The 25,759-nt window shown below is 50.8% G+C and carries 25 protein-coding genes; 16 read left to right on the forward strand and 9 right to left on the reverse strand.

The genetic code is table 11. From position 1 onward, the window contains the following. The first annotated feature begins 50 nt into the window (after window positions 1-50). The 8 genes from AR333_RS00965 to AR333_RS01000 all read left to right on the forward strand — a co-directional run bounded on the left by AR333_RS00965 (window position 51) and on the right by AR333_RS01000 (window position 6,883). Window positions 51-449 carry a holin family protein gene (locus AR333_RS00965; RefSeq protein ID WP_068773488.1) on the forward strand — a complete coding sequence of 133 codons (399 nt, stop codon included), beginning with the start codon at window positions 51-53 and terminating at the stop codon, window positions 447-449. A gap of 253 nt (window positions 450-702) precedes the next feature. After that, window positions 703-1,404, forward strand: a complete 702-nt coding sequence (locus tag AR333_RS00970; protein WP_068773489.1) for a pirin family protein — start codon at window positions 703-705, stop codon at window positions 1,402-1,404. A 29-nt stretch (window positions 1,405-1,433) separates the two neighbouring features. Further along, window positions 1,434-1,760, forward strand: a complete 327-nt coding sequence (locus AR333_RS00975) for a hypothetical protein (RefSeq protein ID WP_068773490.1) — start codon at window positions 1,434-1,436, stop codon at window positions 1,758-1,760. Between the two features lie 161 nt (window positions 1,761-1,921). Further along, entirely contained in the window at window positions 1,922-2,203 is a 282-nt protein-coding gene (locus AR333_RS24855; RefSeq protein WP_068773491.1) for a hypothetical protein, read from the forward strand. A 110-nt stretch (window positions 2,204-2,313) separates the two neighbouring features. Then, window positions 2,314-3,126, forward strand: coding sequence for a sugar phosphate isomerase/epimerase (locus AR333_RS00985; protein WP_068773492.1), 813 nt, complete (start codon window positions 2,314-2,316; stop codon window positions 3,124-3,126). Between the two features lie 5 nt (window positions 3,127-3,131). After that, window positions 3,132-4,259 (forward strand): Gfo/Idh/MocA family protein, encoded by a 1,128-nt coding sequence (locus AR333_RS00990; RefSeq protein WP_068773493.1) that lies wholly within the window; start codon window positions 3,132-3,134, stop codon window positions 4,257-4,259. Between the two features lie 152 nt (window positions 4,260-4,411). Then, complete coding sequence (locus AR333_RS00995) at window positions 4,412-5,599, forward strand: MFS transporter (protein WP_068773494.1); 1,188 nt, start codon at window positions 4,412-4,414, stop codon at window positions 5,597-5,599. Between the two features lie 162 nt (window positions 5,600-5,761). Next, entirely contained in the window at window positions 5,762-6,883 is a 1,122-nt protein-coding gene (locus AR333_RS01000; protein WP_068773495.1) for an ROK family transcriptional regulator, read from the forward strand. A 125-nt stretch (window positions 6,884-7,008) separates the two neighbouring features. On the opposite strand, the gene nagA is transcribed toward AR333_RS01000, so the two are convergent. The 3 genes from nagA to AR333_RS01015 are packed head-to-tail and all read right to left on the reverse strand — an operon-like array spanning window position 7,009 to window position 9,783. Further along, window positions 7,009-8,199: an N-acetylglucosamine-6-phosphate deacetylase gene (gene nagA / locus AR333_RS01005; protein WP_068773496.1), complete on the reverse strand. Its 1,191-nt coding sequence runs from the start codon at window positions 8,197-8,199 to the stop codon at window positions 7,009-7,011. After that, complete coding sequence (gene nagB / locus AR333_RS01010; protein WP_068773497.1) at window positions 8,196-8,924, reverse strand: glucosamine-6-phosphate deaminase; 729 nt, start codon at window positions 8,922-8,924, stop codon at window positions 8,196-8,198. The genes nagA and nagB overlap by 4 nt, the downstream gene beginning before the upstream one ends. Window position 8,925: 1 nt before the next feature. Then, on the reverse strand, window positions 8,926-9,783 hold the full coding sequence (locus AR333_RS01015) for a MurR/RpiR family transcriptional regulator (RefSeq protein WP_068773498.1): 858 nt from the start codon (window positions 9,781-9,783) through the stop codon (window positions 8,926-8,928). 222 nt (window positions 9,784-10,005) lie between these two features. Between AR333_RS01015 and AR333_RS01025 the strand changes: the two genes are divergently transcribed. Both AR333_RS01025 and AR333_RS01030 read left to right on the forward strand, forming a co-directional pair. Continuing rightward, window positions 10,006-10,698: an HAD family hydrolase gene (locus AR333_RS01025; RefSeq protein WP_068773500.1), complete on the forward strand. Its 693-nt coding sequence runs from the start codon at window positions 10,006-10,008 to the stop codon at window positions 10,696-10,698. A gap of 351 nt (window positions 10,699-11,049) precedes the next feature. Continuing rightward, complete coding sequence (locus AR333_RS01030; RefSeq protein WP_253735775.1) at window positions 11,050-12,276, forward strand: glycosyltransferase family 39 protein; 1,227 nt, start codon at window positions 11,050-11,052, stop codon at window positions 12,274-12,276. Window positions 12,277-12,500: 224 nt separating this feature from the next. On the opposite strand, the gene AR333_RS01035 is transcribed toward AR333_RS01030, so the two are convergent. Then, window positions 12,501-14,057: a flotillin family protein gene (locus AR333_RS01035; RefSeq protein WP_068773502.1), complete on the reverse strand. Its 1,557-nt coding sequence runs from the start codon at window positions 14,055-14,057 to the stop codon at window positions 12,501-12,503. 20 nt (window positions 14,058-14,077) lie between these two features. Further along, a complete protein-coding gene (locus AR333_RS01040) occupies window positions 14,078-14,617 on the reverse strand; it encodes a protease (protein ID WP_068773503.1) in 540 nt (179 codons plus the stop codon). A gap of 334 nt (window positions 14,618-14,951) precedes the next feature. Between AR333_RS01040 and AR333_RS01045 the strand changes: the two genes are divergently transcribed. The 4 genes from AR333_RS01045 (at window position 14,952) to AR333_RS01060 (ending at window position 17,774) form a co-directional block, all read left to right on the forward strand. Then, on the forward strand, window positions 14,952-15,647 hold the full coding sequence (locus AR333_RS01045) for a glycosyltransferase family 2 protein (RefSeq protein WP_068773504.1): 696 nt from the start codon (window positions 14,952-14,954) through the stop codon (window positions 15,645-15,647). 14 nt (window positions 15,648-15,661) lie between these two features. Then, window positions 15,662-16,054, forward strand: a complete 393-nt coding sequence (locus AR333_RS01050) for a DUF2304 domain-containing protein (RefSeq protein WP_068773505.1) — start codon at window positions 15,662-15,664, stop codon at window positions 16,052-16,054. Then, window positions 16,051-16,422 (forward strand): EamA family transporter, encoded by a 372-nt coding sequence (locus AR333_RS01055; protein ID WP_068773506.1) that lies wholly within the window; start codon window positions 16,051-16,053, stop codon window positions 16,420-16,422. Before AR333_RS01050 ends, AR333_RS01055 begins: the two co-directional genes overlap by 4 nt. 92 nt (window positions 16,423-16,514) lie before the next feature. Next, window positions 16,515-17,774, forward strand: coding sequence for a glycosyltransferase family 39 protein (locus AR333_RS01060; RefSeq protein ID WP_068773507.1), 1,260 nt, complete (start codon window positions 16,515-16,517; stop codon window positions 17,772-17,774). A gap of 126 nt (window positions 17,775-17,900) precedes the next feature. Here the strand turns inward: AR333_RS01060 and AR333_RS01065 are convergent, their stop codons facing one another. The 4 genes from AR333_RS01065 to AR333_RS01080 are packed head-to-tail and all read right to left on the reverse strand — an operon-like array spanning window position 17,901 to window position 22,947. Continuing rightward, window positions 17,901-19,025: a YheC/YheD family protein gene (locus AR333_RS01065; RefSeq protein ID WP_068773508.1), complete on the reverse strand. Its 1,125-nt coding sequence runs from the start codon at window positions 19,023-19,025 to the stop codon at window positions 17,901-17,903. After that, window positions 19,025-20,392: a YheC/YheD family protein gene (locus AR333_RS01070; protein WP_068773509.1), complete on the reverse strand. Its 1,368-nt coding sequence runs from the start codon at window positions 20,390-20,392 to the stop codon at window positions 19,025-19,027. The genes AR333_RS01065 and AR333_RS01070 overlap by 1 nt, the downstream gene beginning before the upstream one ends. A gap of 4 nt (window positions 20,393-20,396) precedes the next feature. After that, entirely contained in the window at window positions 20,397-21,542 is a 1,146-nt protein-coding gene (locus AR333_RS01075; protein ID WP_068773510.1) for a YheC/YheD family protein, read from the reverse strand. A 13-nt stretch (window positions 21,543-21,555) separates the two neighbouring features. Then, on the reverse strand, window positions 21,556-22,947 hold the full coding sequence (locus AR333_RS01080) for a YheC/YheD family protein (RefSeq protein WP_068773511.1): 1,392 nt from the start codon (window positions 22,945-22,947) through the stop codon (window positions 21,556-21,558). Window positions 22,948-23,361: 414 nt separating this feature from the next. Here AR333_RS01080 and AR333_RS01085 point away from each other — a divergent pair, with 414 nt between their 5' ends. Beyond that, window positions 23,362-24,720, forward strand: coding sequence for an extracellular solute-binding protein (locus tag AR333_RS01085; RefSeq protein WP_068773512.1), 1,359 nt, complete (start codon window positions 23,362-23,364; stop codon window positions 24,718-24,720). A gap of 80 nt (window positions 24,721-24,800) precedes the next feature. Next, a complete protein-coding gene (locus tag AR333_RS01090) occupies window positions 24,801-25,751 on the forward strand; it encodes a carbohydrate ABC transporter permease (RefSeq protein WP_068773513.1) in 951 nt (316 codons plus the stop codon). The last annotated feature ends 8 nt before the right edge of the window (window positions 25,752-25,759 follow it).

The raw sequence follows: 25,759 nt of genomic DNA on the forward strand, positions 1-25,759 counted from the left end.
CCCTTTCGCTGCTAGATACATAGAATAGCAGAGAGGAAGGGGGGATAATTATGAACCAGTCGATTGCCGGAGGCCTTACCGCTTTCGCTGCCTCTGTAATTACGTTTGCTTTCGGCGGATGGTCCGATCTTATTAAGCTGCTTCTTGTTGCGATAGCCATTGATTATATCACCGGCGTAGCAGCTGTGTTGAAAGAAAAATCCGGTCTCAACAGCAATGTCGGATTCTGGGGACTGGCCAAGAAAGGTTTCATACTGCTCGTTATATTACTGGCGCATCGTATAGATGTGATGATGCAGACCGATGTAATTATGAATGCGGCTGTTTACTTCTATCTTATGAATGAATTGATTTCTATTACCGAAAATTATGGACGGCTCGGCTTGCCGCTTCCTAAGAGAATCAAAAACATTATAGCGGATCTGAAGAATAAAAATGATAAAGATTAAAAACCGGTAAAATTAATTACCCTCTATTTTCCAATATGAAACGGTTTTCTGGAAAATTTTCCGTTTAGTTCGAACGGACTTTTTTTATGACTTGGTCCTAATACATATTGTAGCTTTAAATGCTTTCCGAAGGGTAACAAAAGAGTGACAAAATGAGAAGAAACAAATAACTGGTATTATAGTTGCTTGTAAGTTAAAAGGGTAACATACTACATAGAATAGAATAATCCCTGAATAAGGAGAGTGAACATGAATGATTTTGCATTATCCCGCGGCATCGCGCTTTTCCACGGATCTGGGCTGGCTCGTTAGTCATTTCAGTTTCTCGTTTGGCGAGTACTATGACCCTGAAAACAGCCGTTTTGGTCCAATGCGTGTTCTGAACGATGATTATGTCCAAGGTGGAAGAGGCTTTGGCGCTCATCCGCACCGGGAGATGGAGATTGTCTCGATTGTACTTGAAGGACAGCTCGAGCATCAGGACAGTACGGGGCACCGGGCCATTACAACCTTTGGAGGTGTCCAAAGAATGACGGCCGGTACCGGTATTATTCATTCAGAGGTGAATCCGGGTAAAGAAGAGGTATGTTTGCTGCAAATGTGGTTTGACCCGGAAGAACGGGGTCTGGCCCCATCCTACGAAACAACCGAATTCAATCCCGCAGAGATGAAGAATCATCTGCTGCCTGTTGTCTCCAAGGCGCAAACCGGGCCGAACATTGCTTCTATTCATCAGGACTTGACCCTTTACTTGTCGGATCTGGATCCCGGAAGAAAGCTTTCTTTTGAACAGTCGGAAGGCAGACGTATATTTTTTATGGTTCTTGAAGGAAAAGTAACGTTGAATGGCGTAAATGAACTTAACAGGAGAGATTCCGCGCGTATCACGGATACTGCTTCTCTAATAATTGAAAGCAGTGCCGGTGCACGGATCATGTTAATTGATTTACCCTGAATTCGCCGCATTGGAAAGGGGTTATACAGATGAGCTCGAATCATCGCTTGTATGTTAAGCACGCAGTAGGAAGCCGGATGCTGCTCGATACGGACCAAACCGGGGGACAGATACAATTGTCCCGGGTTGCGGGCGGCTGGTGCTTCAAAGTCAGCGATGTTGACTTGGATATTGCGAGGGAAATCGCTGATTTTCGTGACGAGCTGAACCTTTTTTACATGGAAGAGGCAGCGGATACAGCTGAGAAATGGTGGTATTACGGTCAGAAAACCCCCGGAATCGAATATGAATCCAATGGGCATGTTCTTAGCATCACGGTAGATACCCGAATGGCCTACAGCAACCGGCACGTCTGAGGACGTCCGGTTTTTTTGTTGCTTGCAACGCGGGAAAGATACCGAAATAGACAGGACCGTATAGCCCGCAGAATGGCAGAGAGTTCCTCTTGCAAGAAAGAAACTGTAGAGATATAATAAGAACAAATGTTCTTATTTTTTTTATTTGGAGGAGGATCGGTATGGCGACTATGGAGCGGTATCTGGGGCGTAAAGTCAGTATTATTTATATGGACCGAGAAGGAACAATCAGCAAGCGGGACGTACGTCCTGTGACTGTCCATGGAGATCAGATCCAGGCTTATTGTTATGCAAGGAAGGCGATGCGAAATTTTCGTAAAGAAGATATTCTGGCATGGACGCCATCCGCTGAATCAGCCGCTTCTCCCAACCCGCCGAGAGTACATCCTCATTTGAATAGAAAAAAGGAGAATTATTCTTTTGAATCGTCAATTTATGGTTGACATCCGCCATCAGCGGGTTTAAGATCAAAACAAAGTGGACACCGTTCACTTTTTCATTTATTTAATTAATTTGTCCACTGGAACAATTAATTATGAGGAGGATTTATCTTATGAAATTGTCGGTTGGCGGCTTTTCATTCAATCAGTCTTTTTTAAATGGAACGATGGATGTATTCGGCTATCTGGAAACGGTCAGATACCGCTACGGACTGAGCACGGTGGATCTGTGGAACGGACAGTTTGCCGACCGTTCGGACCCGCTGCTCAAACTGCCGGACAAAGAATTCCTGAATAAAATCCGCCGCGGCCTTGATGAAAGAGGCATGACGCTTGTAAATATCGCGATAGACGGGGCACATCTGTGGGACGCTGACCCCGATAAAAGGGAAGCGCTTCACAAAAACGCGCTGGAGTATATAGAAGCTTCTATCCGTCTGGGCGCTAAGACGGTACGTATTGATACAGGCGGACGCGGACAGTCCTCATTCTCGGAGGAGGAGCTTGATTATGTAGCCGGACGTTACCGTGAATATTGTAAGATCGCGAAGGAGAACGGCTTCATGATCGGTCCGGAGAACCATATGGGCCCTTCGCTTGTACCTTCCGAAATGAAACGGCTGGCAGAGGCGGTGGACCATCCTTCCTACGGCTTCCTGCTTCATATCGGACGCTGGGATCAAGAGAAAGATAAAGGGGATGAAATGATCTCTCCCTGGACCGTACATACTCATTTTGACGTGGGCGCTGCGGCTTCTGCGGATGCTGTCGAGACGATCCGCATGCTCCGCAATAACGGCTTCGACGGGTATTGGGGCGTAGAGCACCATGCTATGAAAGAACCTTATACGGAAGTGGAATGGTTATTGGCAACGGTTAAGCATTTGCTGCTGCAAAGTGAAGAAGATCTACACAAGGAGGCGTAATTCTCATGAAAACTGTAAAAATCGGTCTGATCGGTGCAGGCCAAATCGGCAAACTGCATTTGGACGAATACAAAGGCATACCTGGTGTCGAGATTGTCGCGGTGTGTGATGTGAACGAAGCGGAGGCGCGCCGCGTATCGGAAGTGTACGGGATACCTCACGTATACACCGATTACAACAAGCTGTTAGAGCGCGACGATCTGGATGCCGTTGATGTCTGTCTGCACAATAATCTCCATGCTCCGGTATCGATTGCAGCTATGCAGGCAGGCAAACATGTCTACTGTGAGAAGCCTATCGCAGGCACATATGCCGATGGCAAGTCCATGGTCGATGCATCGCTGGAAACCGGCCGCCATCTTCATATTCAGCTTGCGACATTGTACAAGAAAGACACGAAGGTGGCCAAAGCTCTTATAGAGGGCGGGGAGCTCGGTAAACTGTTCCATGCCCGTTCTACAGGCTATAGACGGCGTAACAGGCCATTTGTAGACGGCTACGGCACACCGGCTTTTACAAGGAAGGCAACGGCTGCTGGCGGCGCGCTGCTCGATATGGGCGTCTATCATATCTCCAGAATGTTGTATTTGCTCGATATGCCCAAAGTGGAGCGTATTTCCGGCAAGTTGTACCAGGAAATGGATATGGACCAAGGACGCCGCGAATCGTCCGGATTTGATGTAGAGGAACTGGCACTCGGTTTTGTACGATTTGAGAAAGGCATGACGATGGACATCGTGGAATCATGGGCGGTTCACATGAATGCATTCGAGGGAAGCTCCATTCTGGGCTCAAAAGGCGGCCTCCGCCTGCCTAACAATGCTCCGGGGGAGAACAAGCTCAACTACTTCTCGACACGCTGTGATATGGATATGGACACAAGCATAGATGTCGATGCGGCCGATCTGCGCTGGCACCGGATTCGTGATGGCGAGGATGCTTACGACTCTTCTCAAAGGCACTGGATTGCCGTACTGCAAGGAAGAACCGGACTACTTCCGACCAAGGATATTGCTCTTCAGACGATGCTGATCAGCGAAGGGATGTATCTGTCAGACGCTATCGGGCGCGAAGTCAGCGCAGATGAAGTGGCTGCCGTACTGAAGCCGCAGAGTGAACGCGTCGATGCTTAAGCGGCTGCCATAGCCGTCACAGAGGCTGACACGGCCCTGCGGTCCATAAGAATACCATGGGGGCCTGGGAGCGGAAGCTTTCCCCGGCCCCGACTGGTATGACGGATCAGGCTCGTCCCGCTCAGAACCGAATCATAAAGGAGTATACTCTCATGACGACTGGAGCCGCCGACCGGCGCTCATTTACTATGTTCAAGCTGTACATCGTATTCTTGTACAGCGCATTCTCTCTTTTATTTACTTATTTGCCGCTTCTATTCCTGAAAAATGGACTGACGCCCTTCCAGATCGGGATGCTGATGGCGGGCGGTCCGTTTGTTTCTATTCTAGCGAATCCGTTCTGGGGCTACTGGAGCGATCGTACGCAGAACATCCGCAAGATCTTGATCGTGCTGGTCGTATGCAGCCTGATTGTCGTTCAGCCTGTTTTTCATCTGCAGTCTTTTTCATGGCTGTACGTGGTTCTGCTGATGTATTTCTTTTTCCAAAGTCCTATCTTCTCTCAGAGCAACAGTCTGATTCTCAGCACTATCGAGAATACGCCTCATAAATTCGGCACTTTCCGGCTGTGGGGATCACTGGGATGGGCATTTGCCGCTGTTCTGGCGGGGCCTTTGCTGACGAAGATCGGCATCGAGAATTTGTGGTGGCTGTACAGCGGTGTCCTGCTGACTTCACTCTTGTTCGTGTTTAGTATTTCACAGCCCAAACAGGCAGCTTCTGTAGGAACGATCCCCGGGGGCGGCTTTCGTAATCTAATCAAGAACCGGACCTTTCTGCTGCTGCTTCTGCTCGGTATTCTGATCTCGGTACCGAACTCCATCAACTCTACATTCGTTTCTATTTATTTGACACAAATGGGCGGATCGGCAACTTGGATCGGGTGGGCGGCATTTTTGTCTTCTGTCTTTGAGGCGCCTGTATTCCTGCTGTTGGACCGCTATCTCAAAAAAGATTCAAGAACCATGTTTGCATGTTTAGCTCTAGTCAGTTTGCTGTTCAGCATCCGCTGGATGTTCATGACAATTGTGGACAGTCCGGCCCAGCTTATCTTTATTCAGCTCTTTCACTGCCTGACGTTCGGAGGCTATTATTACATCGGGACGAATTTGACCGCACATCTGATTCCTTCCCAGTTCAGAGCGTCGGGTCAGGCGGCTTTTGCGTTGACTTGGGGCGGTGTTTCGGGGATTTTCGCCGGATTTGCGGGCGGCTGGATGTATGATACACTGGGGGCCGCCAAAATGTACGGAATCGGAGCAGGCGTTTCACTGATCGGTATGACAGGCTTTATTCTGATCTGGCAGGGACTGCGGCGCAAAGCTCATAACGGGGACTAGGGGATGACCGTGTAATTTATTAGGAAAACTGATTTTGTATGGGGATAGAAGAATGGATCTGGAGAACCTGCAATTGTGAAATCTTAGACAGCCAGACTGCAAGGTGGGTGAGAAGGAGTAAGAAAATGAACGAGAATATGGCTTTGCAGGGAGTAGGTAACTATGAATCAAATCGGCAATCAACAGATGCTGCGTGAGATTAACAAATCTTTACTGCTGAATTACATTTATGAGCAGGGTCCGATCTCCAGAGTGGAGCTGGCCCGTAAGACAAGGCTGAGCCCGACGACCGTTTCCGTTTTGATGGAGGACGCTATCCAGGAGGGTCTGGTGCGCGAAACAGGTACGGCCGGTTCAGGAGTCGGCCGCCGGATGACGCTGCTGGACATTCATGCGGAAGGAGGCTGCGTCCTGGGCGTAGATTTGTCCAATGCGCCTGCGCGCTGTGTTCTGCTGGACCTTCGGGGCAAGGTGCTCGCAGCGGAACGGCTCCAGCCGCTATTCGGCGAGGATACGATCCGGATCGAGCTGCCCAAGCTGATTCGCTCTTTTCTCAGCAATCAGTCTGCTCAGCTCAGTACTATCCGCTGGATGGGCATTTCCATTCCGGGCCGTATCGATGAGAAACGGGAGAACATCGTCAACTCGACGTATCTGGGCCTCCAGAACTTTCCTCTCCGGACTTTGCTCTTCGAAGAATTTGGTATTCCGATGCATCTTGTCAACGATCTTGACGCGGCTGGCTTTGCCGAGCGATTTAACGGAACGGCTAAAGGCTTGCAGACTATCGTTTACATTCTGATTGATTATGGAGTCGGAGCAGGACTAGTTCTCAACAATCAGATTTATAGGGGCCGGAATGAACGTGCGGGACGCATTCAGAATTTTGCCCCCTATAGCACCAAATACCTGTCCAAACGGCTGATGGATTCGTATCCGGATCACTTCAGTGATATGGACCCCACTCACATTATCCAGCGGTTCGTGGAGCTGGGTATAGGCGGCGTGGAGCCGCTGGCGTCCGAACTGAACGGGATTATCCGGGGTATAGCCGCTTACTGCGGCGATGTTCTTCAACTGCTGAGTCCGGAGCAGCTTATTCTAAGCGGCTGGATCGCGCAGAATGAAGCGTTCTTCAGCAAGCTGGCTGAGGAAATCCAGAAGTCGGAAGCTGCGCTTGTGCCTACCCCGGTGAAGGCGCCTCAATGGAAAGAGTACGGAGCGGCAATCGGTGCCGCCACGATTGGTCTTCACCGCATGTTCAAATCCCGTACGATGAGTTAACGCAGCGGATAGAGCCGCTGCCGCTGGTGAAGCCGCCGGTGATGGAGCATAATCAGCACAAAAAGCAGCCTCCGGAATCCACTTTGACAGTGGAGGTCGGAGGCTGCTTTTTTGTTAGCTGCAGCTTATTTGAAATCAAGTGAAAGCTCACGGCCGAGTACCCATACGCGTTCCAGGTCCAGGGACGGGCTGACCAGGACGAGATCAGCCTGTTTGCCGCGTTCGATGGAACCCATACGGTCCGCCACACCCATCTGGCGGGCCGGGTTGCCGCTCGCATACTCACTTGCCTGCTGGACACTGACGCCGACGCGGTTGACCAGGAATTTGAAGCCTTCGATCATCGTCAGCGTACTTCCGGCCAGTGAGTTGCCCTCTTTGAGCCGGCAGACGCCGTCTGTCATGATGACATCCAGACCGCCAAGCTTATAGTTGCCGTCTTGCAGGCCGGCAGCGGACATCGCATCGGTGATCAGAATCAGGTTATGCTTCGTCTTGGCCATCGTCAGCAGCTTAATGCCTGCTGGATGTACGTGCACACCATCCGCAATGATTTCCGCGTGGATGCGCGGATCCGTCAGTACCGCTCCGACCGTACCCGGATTGCGGTGGTGAAGCGGAGTCATCGCGTTGAAGGTATGCACCGCATGACTGAGACCGTGATCGACGGCACGCTGAATGGTATCATAGTCAGCGTCCGTGTGGCCAGCTGCCGCCACGATTCCGTTGCTGCTCAGCCACTCGATCACTTCAAGAGCTCCTTCCCGCTCCGGGGCGAGTGTCATCATTTTGACGACGCCGGGGAAGCGCTCCTGCCAGTCCTTCAGCCACTCGGTAGTCGGCAGCACGATATACTCGGGGTTCTGGGCGCCGCTCCACTTCGGCGAAATGAAGGGGCCTTCCAGATGTACGCCGATCAGCTGCGCATAAGGCATTCCGGCACGAATATACGCATCGGTTGCAGTGATGGCCGCATCAAGAGCTTCCTGCGGGCCGGTAACGGTAGTTGCGAGCATTGCAGTCGTACCGTTCGTGCTGTGAAAACGGGTAATCGTATCCAGCGATTCAGCGGATGCATCCATGAAGTCCGCGCCTGCTCCGCCGTGAACGTGCACATCGATGAAGCCGGGAAGCAGCCAGCTGCCGCCCGCATCAATAGCTCCCGCAAGATCCAGCTGCGCGGTTTCATCCGCGCTGAATATCTGCTCGATCCGTCCGTCAACGGCCAGCAGGGAACCGTTCTCAATGATTCTGTTCTCGGTTACAATACGGGCATTGGTGATCAGAACGCGCTCTTTACTGTTTGAAGCGCTCATTGAAACAACCTCCCAGCCTCAGCGTCAAGAAGAACAACCAGATTCGGGTGAGTCTGCAGCAGGCTTGCCGGACACTGAGTCGTAATCGGACCTGTCAGCGCGCGGTGAAGAATCTCCGCCTTGTCGGCGCCGCGTACGACAAGAAGCAGCATTTTGGCTTTTAGAATGGTGCCTACGCCCATTGTAAGAGCGTGAGTCGGAACATCGTCGATCGAAGGGAAGAAGCGTGCATTTGCTTCCCGCGTCTTGTGATCCAGCTCAACCAGGTGCGTGCCGTTCTGCAAAGAATCGGCCGGTTCATTGAAACCGATATGCCCGTTATGTCCGAGACCGAGGATCTGCAGGTCCACCTGCTTAACTTCTTCCAGTTCGCGGTTATAGCTCGCGCACTCTTCTTGCAGATCCGCTGCATTGCCGTTGGGGATCCGGATACGTTCAGGAGCTGCATCGATGTGACTGAACAAGTGCTGATTCATATAAGAATGGTAGCTTTCCGGGTGATCGACGGGAAGGCCGACATATTCATCCAGATTGTAAGTGGAGACGGATTTGAAGCTGACACGGCCTTTTTTATAAGCTTTTACCAGTTCTTCGTAAATGCCGATCGGTGTGCTTCCAGTAGCCAGACCCAGTACGGCATCCGGTTTCGTCTGTACAAGAGCGGCAATAATTCCCGCACCTGCCTCGTTTAATTCCTGCTGGCTGCTAAACTGATGAATGATCATTCTATTCTCTCCCTTTGCTTCGATATTTACGGACCATTTGGTACGTTCTTTCCAGACGAGGTACATGTTCGTCAAAACGTTCACTGACCATACTTGTGAACAGAATGTCAATGACATGCAGTTGGGCGATGCGGGATGCCATATCGCCCCGGCGCATTCCTTCTTCCAGTGTCGATGCAAACAATTGGATGTCGGCAAGGTCGGCCAGAGGATTCGAACCATACTTGGTTAAACTGATAGTAGTAGCCCCCTGTTCCTGAGCGCAGCGGAGGGCTTGTATGGTCTCTGGCGTGTCCCCGGAGTAGGAAACCGCAAAGGCGACATCTCCGGGAACCAGATTGGAAGCGGAAGTGACCTGCATGTGCGGATCGGACAAGGCGGTGGCGCTTTTGCCGATCCGGACGAGTTTCTGGTAGAAATCAAGGGCGACGACACCGGATGTAGCCACGCCGTACAAATCAATCCGGCGCGCATTCTGCAGGGTATCGACGGCCAATTGTACCTGCTTCAGGTCCAGCAGGCGGGTCGTGTCCGCAATGGAGCGCATGTGATTGGCTTCGATAGCCGATACGATCTTGTCCAGCGGATTGCCGGCTACGATGTCCTGATAGGACTGGCCCGACGGCTGCATGGCAAGTTCGGCTCCAAGCTGAAACTTGAAATCGGTGAATCCCTGGAAATGAAAAGATTTGCAGAAACGTGATATGGTGGCAGGACTCGTGGTAGAGTGCTCTGCGAGCTCAGTGATTCCCATCCGGACAACTTGATTCGCGTGATCCAGAATGTAAATGGCGAGAACCTGTTCCTGACGGTTAAGCCCGTGCTTTTTTTCCTCAATGGCACGAAGAATACTGGACATGGGAAATCGCACCTTTATGAAAAAAATTTTAGTGAAAATATCTTTCCTTAAGAAAAAGATTTTCATATTCATTTTAAAATATTTTCAGGGGAACATCAATAGAGATTTTCTTTTACGGCTTTTTAAAGTTCACGAAGCGGGTAAGGATGTGAGACGTTTCATTGACAAGCCGAGCTCTGATTTGCGATGCTAAAAATAAAAAATAGGATGTGGAGAACAACTATGAATAGAACCGAGAAACCCGCTGCTATGCTTTTTGACCTCGATGGAACGTTGTTCAAGACAGAAACACTCCTGCTTCCGGCTTATCACGCCACTTTTGATGCGCTTCGCGAAGAAGGGGTTTACGAAGGGCCCACGCCGCCGGACGAAAGGGTTCTGGGAGGGCTGGGCATGCTTCTCGAACAGATCTGGGAAAGAGTGCTGCCGGATTCATCCGCCGAGGTGAGAGACCGTGCCAACGAGCTGCTTACGTTTGAACAAGACAAGCGCCTTGCGCAGGGTGAAGGCATGCTTTACGATGATGTGGAATCTACCCTCAAAGCTTTGCATGACGAAGGAATCCGCTTGTTTGTTGCCAGTAACGGGCTGGAGGACTACGTGAAGGAAGTGATCAGACTGAAGGGACTGGCCCCTTTATTCACCGGATTGTACAGTGCGGGCGAATACAGAACCAAATCCAAGGTCGATCTTGTCAAAAGACTGCTGCAGGACCATGACATTCAGCATGCCTGGATGGTCGGCGACCGCTCTTCGGATGTGGAAGCGGGTCATTGCAACGGCCTCCGGGTCATCGGTTGTGATTATGCGGGATTTCGTTCGGACAACGAATTGGATGCTGCGGACGTAAGAATCTCCTCTTTTGCCGAACTGCTGCAGCTCCTGCCGGGCAGGGAATGCGGAAGCGGTGTTTAATCTTACTTTCTATAGAGTAAAGACAAGTATAACTCCCTGCAAGCAGGAATGGATTCCTGTTTGTGGGGATTTTATGTTTCTAGTGCACGAAATTGGGTGAATGGTGAACATCAGATTGTGAAGTAGAATCGTATGCATCCCTAGTTTGCCCGACGGGATAATTAATCATTATTTTACAGAAGTCTGGAAAAAGGATAATCTCTTTAGGTTAAACTAAGACAGGAGAAATCAACTATTTCATATAATCTGACATGATTTTTTCAGTGTCACTAGGCTCCAAGAAACTTTTTAAGGATATGGATCGTCTATGAGTATACAAATTTTGTAAAGGGGGCCGCATTCTTGAAATCAGTGCAGCTAGTGAAAATATTACTTATCTGGTTTGTCCTGATTATAGCGCTTGTTCTGAGGCTTACATACCTGCTTGGCAACGAATATGAACCTTTGGAGTACGATCAGAAGAACTATACCGTGATGGCCGAGCAAATTATTGAACAAGGGGTATACGGTTACCTGAGTACGGAATCCAATACATATGTGACACCCGGTTTTCCTTTGTTTCTGACCGCAATTTTAGCGGTGTTTGGCTATACGGATATCGAGCAGACCTACATGGTGGTGAGAGTTTTACAGGCTTTTATCAGTTTAGCGGCAATAGGATTTCTTTATAAAATCGGAAACAGGCTGTTCAATTGGCAGACGGGCATCGTGGCAGCTCTGATGGCAGCCGTATACGCGCCTTTTATTTTCGTGACGTCTCTAATTCTTACAGAGGTTATATTCATGACTTCTTTAATGGCGCTCGTCTACTATCAAGTGAAGATTATCCAGGAAAACAAGCGTAAGGATCACTTGATAGCCGGAATATTGCTGGCGCTTTCGGTTCTGATCCGGCCTAATATTCTTCTTATCGCTCCCGTGCCTTATATTTTCCTCTGGTTTCAGTACCGCAAACCGTTTGTCAAGGAGATCGGCTGGGGTGTGCTTGCTTTTGCAATAGGAATGCTGCCCTGGTGGGTACGCAATCTGGTGACGTTTCAGGAATTTATTTTTTTGTCCAAAGAGGGAGCGGCAAACCCGCTGCTGGGCGGAACTGACCCGTATATGAGAGGGACGCTGGATTGGAGCCGCATTGACCCGAATGATCAGAAGGGTGAAGCGATCCGGCGGATCAAGGAGGGGCTGCAGACCGATCCGGCTCTCTGGATCCGATGGTTTACGGTGGGTAAACTGAAGGAAATGTTCTGGAACCGGATTTATATGGGGGATTATCCCGGAACGGTTGCTGGCTGGTATGCGCTTATGCTGCCCAAGCTTCATAAGCTGCTGGTGCTGGCAGGTCTGATGAGCTCTTTAGTGAGCTGGTTTATTAACAAAAGCTACCGGTATCTGGCAGCGATCTTCTTTATTATGCTCGGCACTCAGCTTATGTTTATACCGGAGCCGCGTTACACGATCGGCATGATGCTCCTGCTCATGCTTATGGTATCGGGACTGCTCGTTCAAGGGATTGCTTACCTCTCCGGCAGGCTGGGCGCAGGCAGAAAAGTACGGCGGGCCGAGGCGGGCGGACGCTGACAAGAAAAGCGCGTTCCCGGTAGGAACGCGCATTCTTTGCGCGGCAATCGTTGCGCCAACTGCCAGCGTTTAACAGATGAAAGAGGAGGGGAGATCTACTTGCAGACAGACTTTAAGCGGCATTCTGGGTAAATCGGGCTGCGATTCACGTACGATCCCATTTGGAGCGTGGACGAAGAATCAGCCGTGCTGATATGTCCGTTGTTCAGGCCGCATGCTCCAAATCAAGCTTTCTCCGGCTCGGTCTCCTGGGCGGCTGCTATCGCTTCGGCAGCGGGGGTATCGGCCGCAGTCAACAAGGGCCGGGGCTGCTGGGTTGCCGGCTGGGGCGCGCGTGTCGTCAGGCCTTTGATGAGCTGCTCCACGTCGATCCCGGAGACATTCTTCAGCATCTCGGGGGCGGTTGCCATCAGCGATGTGACGTAATTACTGAGGCGTGCAGCTCCTTCGCCGTGACCGGTATCGACCACCGTCAGCTTGTCGATGTTCTTGATCGGTTCGGCAACTTTGCCGGCCAGCTCAGGCAGCATCTTCACGATGATGTCGAGCACGGCGGCTTCGCCGAACTTCTCGAAGGCTTCGGCCAGACGCTGCTTCGCTTCGGCCTCGGCCAGACCGCGAAGCCGGATTACATCGGCTTCTGCCGTACCGCGCGCCCGCTCGGAGTCGGCGATCGCCAGACCGTCGAGGCGTTTCTGTTCGGCGTTAGCCTTGGCTTCCGCCTCGATGCGGAACTGCAGCGCTTCGGCTTCTAGCATCTTGCGGGATTTCTCCGCTTCCGCGGCCTGCACGACGGAGTAACGGTCGGCGTCCGCTTTCTTCTTGACTTCGGCATCGTATTGTTTTTCGCGGCGCAGGATTTCTTTGGTTTCCAGATCGATTTCCCGCTCTTTACGAACAAGCTCGACACGCATCTGCTCTTCGACTACGCTCTGTTTTGAGCGTGCCTCCTGGATATGATAGGCCTGATCGGCTTCGGCCTTCGCCATATCCTGATCTTTTTTGAAGGCGGCGACTTTCAGTTCTTTCTCTTTGCTTGCTTCAGCAATGTTCGTATCCCGCAGCAGCTCAGCCTTCTGTCCTTCTTCCTCGGCCTTTGCTTTCTGGATACGGGAATCCCGTATAGCTTCTGCTTCGGCGATATCGGCATCCCGCTTCACTGCAGCGATCCGGGGCTTACCGAGTGCGTCCAGATAACCGTGTTTGTCGCGGACATCTTTGATCGTAAAGGATACGATCTGGAGTCCCATTTTCTTGAGATCGCGGGCGGCGACGCCTTGTACCTCTTGGGCGAAGCGGTCACGGTTGCGGTAGACTTCCTCGACGGTCATCGATCCGAGGATAGCGCGGAGATGACCTTCGAGAACTTCCTGCGCTTCGCTTTTGAGCGCTTCGGTCGGTTTGCCGAGGAACTGTTCTGCGGCAGTTGCCACATCTTCGACAGAGCCGCCGATTTTAATGATCGCGACCGCATCTGTCATGACAGGTACACCTTGCTCTGTATAAACCTCGGGAGTCATGACATCGAGTTTATGGGAGAGAAGGGAGAGAAACTGCGACTGCTGGAAGATAGGCAGGATGAAAGCCCCGCCGCCGCGCACGATTTTCATTTTGCGGCCGGATTCGTCGATGCTGACGTTTCTGCTTCCAAGGAAAGAACCCGTAACAATCATGGCTTCATCCGGGGAAACGGTTTTGTAACGGGCCCAGAATGCGATACCGAGTATGAGGATGACAGCAACGATAATTCCGGGGATAATCACAACATCTGATAAAAACATGGGCACAGCTCCTTTGTTGGTTAATTAAGCTCGGATTCGGAATCCAGTGGAGAAACGAGCAGGATACCGTCCTTGACTTCGACGACAACGACACGCAGATGCGAAGGAATGGTCTTGCCGTCAAAGCTTGCGGCAATCTGATTCGTCACTCCGCCGCCAATGCGCAGAATGACTTCCCCGTGTCCGGCGGCAGGTACAGGTATCGTTACTTCGCCGATCTTACCGGTAAGATCCTGAATCGAGAAACCGACGGAGTTCTCGCTGTTCGCCATCGGTTTGACATACACCAGATACGTGAGCATCGACAACGCAGCTGCAATCAGCAAGGAGACAATTCCTGTCTGCAGAGCTGAGAATTCCGTGTAGCGGGTAAGGAGGATGCCGGCTCCTCCGAAGGTCGTAATTCCGCCGACAAGGACGGCAGGCTGGAGTACAGGCATGTGATGACCGCCTGCAGAGTCCAGGAATCCGAAGAGGTGTCCGAGTATTTCACCGAAAATAAGTGTAACCAGTGCAAACAGAACACCGGCGATAAACAGACCCCAGTACCAGGTTTCCATCTCATCCCTCCTCTATCAAATACTGGATGATGCTATAAAATTATATACGCTTTCATGAGCGGATTGGTTTCGTTCCGACTCTGCAGTGGGTAAAGTCCTGTATACATATGCTGGAAGTTGCCATCGAGATAACTGTTCAAGTTAATCAATTTGCACTATAATGATTCAGTGTTCGTACAGCAGGTTGAGAACTACTACAAAGGTCTTTTTGTTACAAGATGCTGACAAATTGCTAAACCAAAATTATAGAAAACGATGAACCTAACAGAACCTAACAACAAGAGAGATCTGGACATAAGAAGGGGTAGTCGGATAGAGAAAAGGAGGAAACCGTATGTCCAGACAAAGCGACGTGCTGATTATCATCCCTGCTTATAATGAAGAAGACGCAATCGAGCAGACGGTTGAACATCTAAGACGATATACGAGCTATGACTATTTGATCGTCGATGACGGGTCAACGGACCGGACGTCGGCTATCATAAGAGAGCGGGGATATAACGGAGTTCGTCTGCCCGTTAACTTGGGTATCGGCGGTGCGATGCAGACCGGTTACCGATATGCTGCGCGTCACGGTTATGAATATGCCATCCAACTGGATGCAGACGGACAACACGATCCCCGCGATATAGACAAGCTCGTGAGCGAGATCCGAACATCGGATACGGATATTGTAATCGGCTCCCGCTTCGTGGAGAAAAGTTCTTACAAAAGCAGCCTGCCTAGACGTATCGGTATTTATTACTTTTATATGCTGATCCGCCTGCTTACAGGCAATCGGATTTTTGACCCGACATCAGGGTACCGGATTGTGAACCGCAATATTATTAACGAGTTCTCTAAGCAGTACCCCGTGGATTACCCGGAAGTGGAAATATTGGTATCCATGGCCCGCAGCAAGTACCGGATCAAAGAAATTAGTGTGGAGATGAAAAAACGCCAAGGCGGTGTATCATCCATTAATGTGGTGAGGTCGGTCTATTATATGCTGAAGGTGACCATGTTTTCCATTATCCGGAGAAGCTTCTAGGGAGGGGCCTTACTTTGATTCAAGGCATTACAATTGGAATTACTGTCTTATTCCTATTCCAGATATTATATTATACGAGCAAAAATAAGCTCAAAGACCGCCATGCCTTCACTTGGATTCTCATAGCAATTACAGGCATTATTACCGGCATCGGTATTCCGCTTCTGAACCGGTTTGCCCTTTGGATCGGCGTGTCCTACATGCCTTCGCTCATCTTCCTGATTGTGATCGTTGTGATGCTCAGTATGCTTGTTCATCAAACCATTCAGTTGTCGAAGCAGCAGGACATGATCAAGACGCTCGCCCAGGAACACGCTTATCTCGAGAACGAAGTCATGCTGCTCAAACAGAAAAGTGAGAACGGGCCTGATACTTTTACACATACAGGGAGACAAGAAAAGCCATGAACCCGGTACATATCGGATTGATCTTATTGAATACGCTCATGCTGGTGAGCGGACAATTTTTATGGAAATACGGGCTCTCCCGCAAAACAGATCCATTTGAAAATCTGCAAAGTATCATTCATTTGATGTTTTCTCCTTTTATATTGGGAGGACTTTTCATTTATGGACTGGCTACAGTCCTCTGGCTGTTCATTCTGAACAAGGTGGACATCAGTATCGCCTATCCCATGCAGAGCGTTGCTTATCTGATCACAGTTATCGGTGCTTATTATGTGTTCAACGAGCAGCTCTCTTTGCTCAAAATAGCAGGATGTATCGTGATTCTGATCGGTGTAGGGATGATCGGACTTTCGGCGCGTTATTCGTAACGCGCTTCTATTTATGAGGGGACCTGGCAAGGATTGACAAGGAATCAAATACGGTAAGGAACTGGTAAGAAAGGGGAGTAAGAGAGTCATTGATGTGGAGGAAACTGCGTTCTCTTTCGGTGCGTTCCTGGCTGGGGATCGTTCTGCTAGTCTCAACTTTGCTTAAAATCATCGAGGTTCTGGTCAACGGGCACTCATACAGCCTTGGATCGGACGATAAGTTGTATATCGAAACGGCCCGTATCTGGCTTGAAGAGGGGATGTTAACCTACAACGATCCGACTCGTCCTACGATGTTTATTACGCCGGCTCTTCCGGCATTTATTGCTATTTTCATGAAATGGATCGGCACCGGTTATGAACTGGAACAGACTTTGCGGATTGTTCAAGTCCTTATGGTTACTTTCGCGCTCTATCTTTTATTTCAAATAGGCACACGTATTTTTAATGAAAAAGTGGCGCTTCTAGCGGTCATACTCACAGCTTTTTATTTACCCATGTGGCTCGTATCATTTCTGATTTTGACCGAGGCATTATTTGTATTGGCGGTTATGCTCCTGATTTACACCGCTCTCAAAGCCATGGATAAACCGACGCTCGGCGTAGCGGCAGCTTTTGGACTTGCCTGGGTATTCGCTGTATACGTCCGGCCTACGATTGCGCTCTGGCCCGGATTATTTCTTCTTCTGCTTCTTTACTGGCGGGCGATTCCCTGGAAAAAGCTGCTGACGTGCCTGTCCGTCGCTTCCGTTATTTTCGTGCTGTGTCTGCTCCCTTGGTGGGTTCGCAACTATGAGGTGTCCGGCGGCCGTTTCATTCCTTTGACTCAGTCAAGCGGCAATCCCCTTCTGCTCGGGACGTTTCCTTTTGGGCCTCCTACGATTGAGGAGCAAAGGACTTGGCCACGGTCCGATCATTTAGCTGAGAATGACGCATATGATACAAAGTGGGCCAAGGAACGAATCAAAGAAGGGTTTACCGAACAGCCGCTTTATTATTTGCAGTGGTATACGGCAGGTAAATTCACTATGTTCTGGGGCGATGTTTATTACTGGGTTAAAGTTCACGGAATTAACATTATTCCCGTCATCATGATGCACTATTTCATCCTGATCTACGGATTTAAAGGAATCTGGCAGTCACGCCGTAACCGCCTTACTCTGTTGCTGACAGTTCTGTTTGCTTATATGACGTTGTTACACATGGTTTATTTGGCGCATTCCCGGTATACAGTCCCGCTGATGCCTTTTATGGCCTTGTTCGCTTCCTATGCGATTCTGAACCAGTGGAACAAGCGGATTAGCCCGGATAGCCGGGGACATCTAGGCAGCCGTGACAACCACCCGGCATGATCTGCCAGGCAGCTGATTCATTCTGCTGCTGAATACAATCAAAGATCGCCCGCTACCTTCTTTCAGGTGGCGGGCGATCTTTGATTTGTGTTGAAGTGAAGCGTCCGGGAGAAGGGGCTTCACTGTTCATTTGCTCTTCTTCGCTAAATACTGGCTGTAGCTGATAATGCGTTCGAGTGACTTATTACGGATATGCGGCTCGTCGAACTTCATCGGCTTGGAATTGGCCTCGAAGAACCACGTGCGCCCGTTGGTATCGATACCCAGATCCATAGACATTTCGCCAAGCGTCTGCTTAGAGGTCTTCTCCAGGTTATGGGCAAGCAGCAGGGCAGTTTTACGCGAATGCCGGAGGATGCGCTTGGCTTTGAGGCTGCCGAACGATTTCGCCAGCAGCCGGGCCGGATCATCAATAGTTCCGCCCCTGGGTACATGGGTTGTGATGCTTCGTTTACCGGCAACCCGGGCTCCGATTCCCGTTACGCTCCACTTGCCTTCCGCGGTCTTCTGCAGCAGGGCCCGCAGGTCGAACGGCCGCTTGTTATAGCTGGCTAGAGAGATCCCTTGCTGGATAATGTACTCTTCTCCGCTGGTCAGACCGTCAATCCGGTTCCAGGCATCGTTTAGATCATTGAATTGTTCATAATGAGAGTTCATTTTTTCTTGCATCGTCAGTTTAAGGACAGGCTGGCTGTTCTTGACCGGGATCTGCTCCAGCCGCATGATTCCTTTGCCGGCCTTGCCTTCGATCGGCTTGAGGTAAATACAATCGAAGCGATTCAGCATGCCTTCCAGAGAGGATTTGCCGTGCAGCTGCTTGGTCGTAGGGACATATTTACGGGTCGTACTCGATTGATCCAGCCATTCGAACAGTGTCCATTTATCAAAAAAATACGGATTGAACACATTCAGGCTTTTACTCCGGATACAAGCCTGAAGCGTCCGCTGTACATCACTTTGGATCTCCAGGCGTCGCGTCGGAATCCGGTTATAGATAACATCCGGGAAGGGCATGAGCTGCTTTCTCCATTTCTTGCTTGGAAATTGATAGCAGAAAGCTTGCACTTGCTTGCTCCCCAGCTTTATATCGGCTGTAGTCACCACATAAACGAGTGCGCCATGTTCGTAACCGGTCCGGATCAAATCGATGAAATTCTCCCGGTTTCCCGAGAATTTCCGCTTGGGATCGGGTGTTGTCAGGATGCCGATACAAAGGGGAGGCTGCTTGCTGCTATGGATCGTAGCGTCCACTAGCTATCCCTCCTCGCACGGAAGCGGCTCAAGTAGACGCAGTGATCGTAGACATTGGCGAGTGAAGCTTTATCCTGCTGCTTGAGGCCCGGGTGTTTGAAGATAGAGCGGCCCGGCTTGGCGTTTGCCTCGAACATCCACGTCTGTTCATTCTGATCAATGCCCAGATCAAAGCCAAGTTCCCCGAGGGGGTGATTGTAATTATGCTCAATGGCTTTGGCGAGTTCGATGGATGTCTCCTTCATCTTGGTCAGAATGGATTCGCTGCGTCCGCCGTATACTTGCTTCAAGGCCTGCTCGGCTGTCATCAATTGCCCACCATTGCGAAGGTGCGTGGTTACGCTCCCCTTACCGGCCTTCTTGGCGCCGATAGCTGCGACTACCCACTCGTTATTGCCGTTCTTGGTCATATGAAAGCGGAAGTCTATCGGGCACGAATCGATTTCAATCAGCCGGATTCCCTGCTGGATGACATAGTTGTTCAGCTTTCCGCGGTTGACGCCGAGCATTTTGACAAGGCCGTCGAATTTGTTGAACCGGAGCAAGACATTTTTGCCGCTGCGCCTGTACCGGACGAAGTAACCCCTGCCTTGTGAATAAGTGATCCGGTAGATACCAATACCGAGACTGCCTGCTGTCGGCTTTAAATAAATAAATTTGTGATTTTCCAGGAGTTCCTTAATTTGCATCGCTGTAGGATTGAGGACGGACTCCGGGACGAATTTGAAGACGGGATCATTTTCCAAGAGCCGGTAAACATCCCATTTATCGAAGAACCCCCAGTTGAATAAGGGGATGTTCCGTTTAACGAAACGCTGCTTGAATATCTCGGTCGACTCCATCTTCTCCGCTTTGCGGCTAGGAAGACGGTTATATACGACGTCGGGAAGAGGAACCGTTTTGCGCACCCAGCCTCCTTCGGGAAGAAGGAGATATCCGGACACGGTACCCTGCTGCCAATTCACATCTTTGGGTGAAAAAGCCACATGATAAGACTTGCGCTCTCCCGGCTGCATAATAGAGCGGATGAAAGGGGTGCGTGAGCCGAAGGGACCGGCAGTGGTACCTATCGTATTCGTCAGAACACCGATGACAGGACCGAGCCGGATCTCTTTACCGCTGCCGCTTGAAGCAAGGCAGGGGCCGAGCCGGGGAAGCTTGATAGAAGCAATAACGGATTGGGGCAAATAAAGATGAAGGCCGGCTTTCTTGATATACCGGGCCGGAAGTGTGACGGACTGGGAGCCGACCTGGAGCTGGAGCTGCTTGCTTTTCGATAACCTCAGCGCTTTGGCCAGTTCTCCGGAAATGAAAATGTTTCTTTCCTGTTTGGTTGTTACGTGAACCGTGCACGTCGTCAAACTCATTGGGTTACCCTCCTAAACTTGTTGCCCCTGCTGCTGCCCGCTGCGACTTGAGCAGAAAAGCTGCATACCTGACCGGGTTGCAAACAGCCAGCCTTGCGGTCTCCCCGCCTGATAGGCTGCGGAAGGCAGCCCGGCCCGGCTTGGAATTCACTTCGAGTATGCGGATCCGGCCGTCACGGCAGACGCCGTAATCGATACCGAGTTCCGCAAGACGGCCGTGTGAGGATTCCAGTACGAGCGGAATCCGGTAAGAAAGTGCGGATATCGTGTCGATTATCCCGCTCGCAGCGGAGCGGCCGAACTGCTCCTGCAGGAAGGGGTCCGCTTCACAGGAGCTGCCTCCGCCATGCAGATTAGAGGTGACGCTGCCTTCATCTCCGCAGCGCACCGCCGTTCCGGTTAACTCCCAGGAGCCCCGGCCGTTCTTCTGCATAAGGGACCGGACATCGTATGCTGTACCGTCCGCAGTTGTTAACGGCAAATACTCTTGGAGCAAATAGCGTCTTCCCTCTACGAATTTGCGTATCCATCCGAACAAGGCGGGGGTATCCGTGAATTCCAGTTCGATCAGCCGATTGGAGCGGTCGCGGCCTTTTACCCGGTAAAGGCTGCTATTCTTGCCCAGTTGTGCGATATGGAGCGTGCCTTTACCGTGCGTGCCCGCCTCCGGCTTCAGGAAAGCCTCGCTGCGGATATGCAGCCAAGCCTGGAGCTGCCGGAGGGTGCGCAGCATACAGGTAAGCGCAAGGTGAGGGCGGAGCACGGAATCCGCTGCTAGCAGGCGCTGCACATCCCACTTGCCCCTAAGTCCGCCGCCCAGCAGCCGGATACCGGGCTGGTCGCGGAGCTGGGCAAGCAGGCGCCTGTAGACAATGAGGTCTGCCGGGCTGCTGCAGAAGCAGCGGTCATAGATGATCGGAGGAAGGAGGAAATGTCCTTGCTCCCAGCGGGCTGTATCAGCCAGGAAGTGATAAGCGTTCACTGAGTTCTTCTCCCAGGAGACGCTGTCCGGCGTAAATACGATAACGTCTACGCCTTCCTCTGCGCCAAGGAGGCATAACTTGCGCAGGAACGGCTCCGAATCTCCGGACAAGATGGATTCATCTGAGGCAGCCAGGACGCCCAGACAGCGGTTTGCGGCACCGCCCATTGTACGCACCGCCTTATTGTGCAAATTTCGCCAGGTAAATGGCGTAGTCTATCAGTCGTTTGATCGATGGCCGAACGGCTTGCTCCGGGTGAGGACGGGCAAACTCTTCCCGAGAGGGCTTCGAATTGACCTCCAGAAGCTTGGCGCTGCCGCTCGTATCCACCGCCAGATCGATCCCGAGTTCCCCGAATAATCCGGGTACACGGGAACCTACCGAATGTGCGATCCCGAGTGCGGCTTTCCGGAGCTTCGTATGGATGGCTTGCTTCATGGCACGAAGCCGGGATTGTTCGAGTGCTTCTTGAACTCCGCTTATCGTGCCGCCCCTTGCGATATTGGAGACAAAGTGCTCCTCCGCCGCGATTCGTGCTATGAGCGAAGATAGGACCCATTTCCCTTCACCGTCTCTCTGAACGAGAGCACGGAAGTCGACGGGGCGGCTGCCGATTGTAAGGAGATCGAGTCCCTGCTGGATCTGATACGGCTGGATGCGGACTTTAGCCGCGATATAGGCGTAAGCATGCGAGAGAGTTTGAAAATGCAGGGTGACCGTGCTGCTAATGGCCGTATAACGGATTTGGCAGCGATCATCGGCAGCGCGGAACAATCTGAGAATGCCTTGGCCGAGGCTTCCCGCCGCGGGCTTGATGAACAGAACCGGATAGCGGTGAGCCATCGTTTTTAACAGCTGGTAGGTAGTGAATGGGTAGGCTTCCGGCAAATGGTCCCGTAAAGCAGGATCATTCCGGAGCACCTGAAATACATCATTTTTATCCAGGTATTTATCATTAAAAATTTGTGTGTCATAAAGGAGATGCACGGTTTTCAGGAATTCCCGCACATCCGGCTTCTTCTCGTCCTTACGTGAAGTCAGCCTGTTATAAATGACATGGGGGACCGGGAAAGATCGTTTGTGCCATTCACCGTCATAATACATACCGCCTACATCGGGAAGCGAGCCCATTTGCTCGGGTGAGAAAAAAAAGATACAGACTCCGGCTGCCTCGCAAGTTTGGGCGAGTTCCTGACAGAAGGCTGTCATAGAACCGAAGGGCATCTCTGCTGAGGAAGAGTACAGGCGGCTGATGAGGACACCAACGAGCGGCCCGAGGTAGAGCGACTTGGCGTGAGCCAGGTAGAGCAGGGAGAGCCGCCAGCCGCCGCGCAGACCAAGTTTGCCGCACAGCCTCTCCGGCAGATGCAATTCTTCTTCAGCGGACCGGAGCCGTTTAACGGGCAGTGGCTGTACCTTCGCTTCGCAGGTTGCCGAGCCGAAGCGCAAACAGATTACGCTGTCAGCAGTGAGCCGCCAAGACCGCAAAAGCGCAGGACTCAGCCGGATTACGTCATGTTCTTCCGCGCAGTCATCGGCAGGGCTGCGTACGATTGCGGTCTTACGAGGCATACGGCGGGCTCCTTCCGGGAATGAAGGGGTATGTTTCATCTGGGTGATCTTAAGAATTACTCCATCATATGAGGACATATATCCCTTGGTGCAAGGGCGGATATCAGGTTCTCTGGATTCAGGAGGGGAAGCACGGTTAAGTAAGCTAAACAAATGTTAAATAAATGAAAAGAAAGGGATTGACGGATTCCTGGAATCCATGTAGTATGGAATTAATTTCAAACCCAAACTTTAACATGTTACCGAAAGGGCATTAGTTAAAGAAGTGATTCTGCTTCTTTGACTGTGCCCTTTTTCTGTTGTCTGAAGGAGGTGAGGATTTTTCGGTAGACGGACACTGTTTCTTAAGCATCAGGGGGATCGTTTCAAAATGAAATCGGTTACAAAAAGAATCTTAAAGGAGTGTTTGTACACATGAAAAAGTCCAAATGGTTAAACATGGGTGTTTCTTTACTTCTTATTTCCGCTTTTGCGGCAGGTTGCAGCAAGACGGCTGCACCGACATCAACACCCGCAGCTTCACCGGCTGCCACTACTGATACGGGGTCCGGCGCCAAGAAATTGACCGGTGATTTTGAAATCCAGTATTTTGTAGGCGGATACGGGGATACATGGTGGAAAGCTGCCATCGACGAATTCCAGAAAGCGAATCCGGATCTCAAAATCAAGCAATCCGCCGGTGCGAAAATTAACGATCAAATGAAACCGCGCTGGATTCAAGGCAATCCGCCGGATGTGGTCTATATTGACGGAGCAGGCGCGAATGCAAGAACGATGTTCCAGGACGGCCAGCTGATGGACATTACCGACTGGCTGAAAACCGCAAAGAATGCCGATGGCAAGAACATCATGGATATGCTGATCTCCAAGCCGGAAGAGTATGAGGCGGGCAAATACTACGACATCCCGCTCGTATTCGGATCATGGGGAACGTTCTGGGATCGTGCCGAATTCAAGAAGAACAACTGGGAAGAGCCGAAAGACTGGGAAAGCTTCTTGGCGGTTGGCGATAAGATTAAAGCGTCCGGCAAGATGAGCGTATATATTCACACGGGTGTCTACCCTTACTACATCAATGGAGCTTTCCTGGATGCTGCTACTGTAGCGGCAAATAATTACGATACTTCGATTATCAAGAAAATTAACAACATGGAAGAGGGCGTATTCAAAAGCGAACCGGTTATGAAATCGCTTGATAAACTGGTCGAGTTGCGCGACAAAGGCTTCATTGACAAGGGTTCCGTTGCGCTGAATCATACCGATTCCCAGACTCAATTCCTGCAGCACAAAGCCGCATTCATTCCGAATGGTCTCTGGATCGAGAATGAAATGAAGAAAGATGTTCCGCAAGGCTTTGAATTCGGCTTTATTCCTTCGATTACACAGGCTAAAGGCGCTAAGAGCGTGGCAATTCCGACAACAGCTATGATGGGCATCGCCAAAAAAGCGAAGAACCCGGAAGCGGCAAAAGCATTTATCCAGTTTATCTTCACGGAAAAACAAGCTGCTAAGTGGGCGGAAGCAACAGGCGCACTGCTGAACATCAAAACAAACCTGGACAGCACGAATGCAAGTCCTCTTGCGAAAACCGCTATCAAATCGTACAGCTCGCCTGATACGGTGGTTGCGCCAGAGCCGGTGATTCCGGAAGATCTGAAGAAGGTACGTAACGATGCTACTATTGCTTTGACACAGGGCACCATTACCAAAGAAGAGTGGGCCAAACGTCTAGAGGATGAAGCCGCCAAACAGCGTGCCAAGTTAAAAAAATAAGCACACATATCTCCGGAATGGATAATGAGGGAATGTAAATTCCCTTATTGTCGTTCCGCAGCAAAAACGGAGGTACGCGCATGAAAGGAACACCGGTTACCGGGAGAGCACAAGCTCCTCTTGCGAAATCTAAAGGGGGAAGAGGTCAAGCCAAACGACGTCTTTTCATCGCTTCATTTATTTTACCGACCCTGATTATTTATCTGGTTTTCACGGTTTATCCGATGCTCAAGGGTATTTATCTGAGTTTGTTTGACTGGTCCGGCGGCTCGATGGATTACAACTTTATCGGCCTGGATAATTTCAAGGAAATGATCCGAGATCCGATTATCCCGAAGGCGATTCTGAACGATTACTTCCTGGTTCTGGGCAAAGTCATCGGTTTTATGGTTCTGGCTTTGTTCTTCGCTGTTGCGATAACCAGGCTGAATATTAAAGGAGCCGGGTTCTACAGGGCGATTTTCTTCCTGCCGAACGTGATTTCCGTCGTTGTTGTCGGCGTACTCTGGCGTTATGTGTACAACCCGAATCTCGGTTTCCTGAACTCCATCATCGGAGCCATTAAAGGCGAAGCCTATGTGTTCCCTTGGCTGGGGGACAAAGCGACGGCGATGTGGTCACTGCTTCCGCCATCCATATGGGCAGGCGTAGGCTTCTGTACACTGCTTATGATCGCAGGTATTCTGAGCATCCCGGAGAGCCTGTATGAGGCGGCCGGCCTCGATGGTGCTACCCAGTGGCAGCAATTCTGGAACATTACACTCCCACTGACCTGGGAACAAATCCAGACTTCAGTTCTGTGGATCGTCATGACAACACTTAACGGTTCTTTTATTATCGTGTCGATTATGACCGAGGGAGGACCTGATAACGCAACACAGGTGCTTGGCTCTTATTTGTACCAGCAGGGCTTCAAGCAGTTCCACCTCAGCTATGCGGCTGCAATCGGCGTGTTGACGCTCATCGTATCATTAATCACCACGGCCGCCTTGCAGCGGATTATGAAGAGAGAACCGCTAGAAATTTCGTAGAGGGGTTA

The sequence above is a fragment of the Paenibacillus sp. FJAT-26967 genome (assembly GCF_001541095.1).
In the GTDB taxonomy this organism is placed as follows: domain Bacteria; phylum Bacillota; class Bacilli; order Paenibacillales; family NBRC-103111; genus Paenibacillus_F.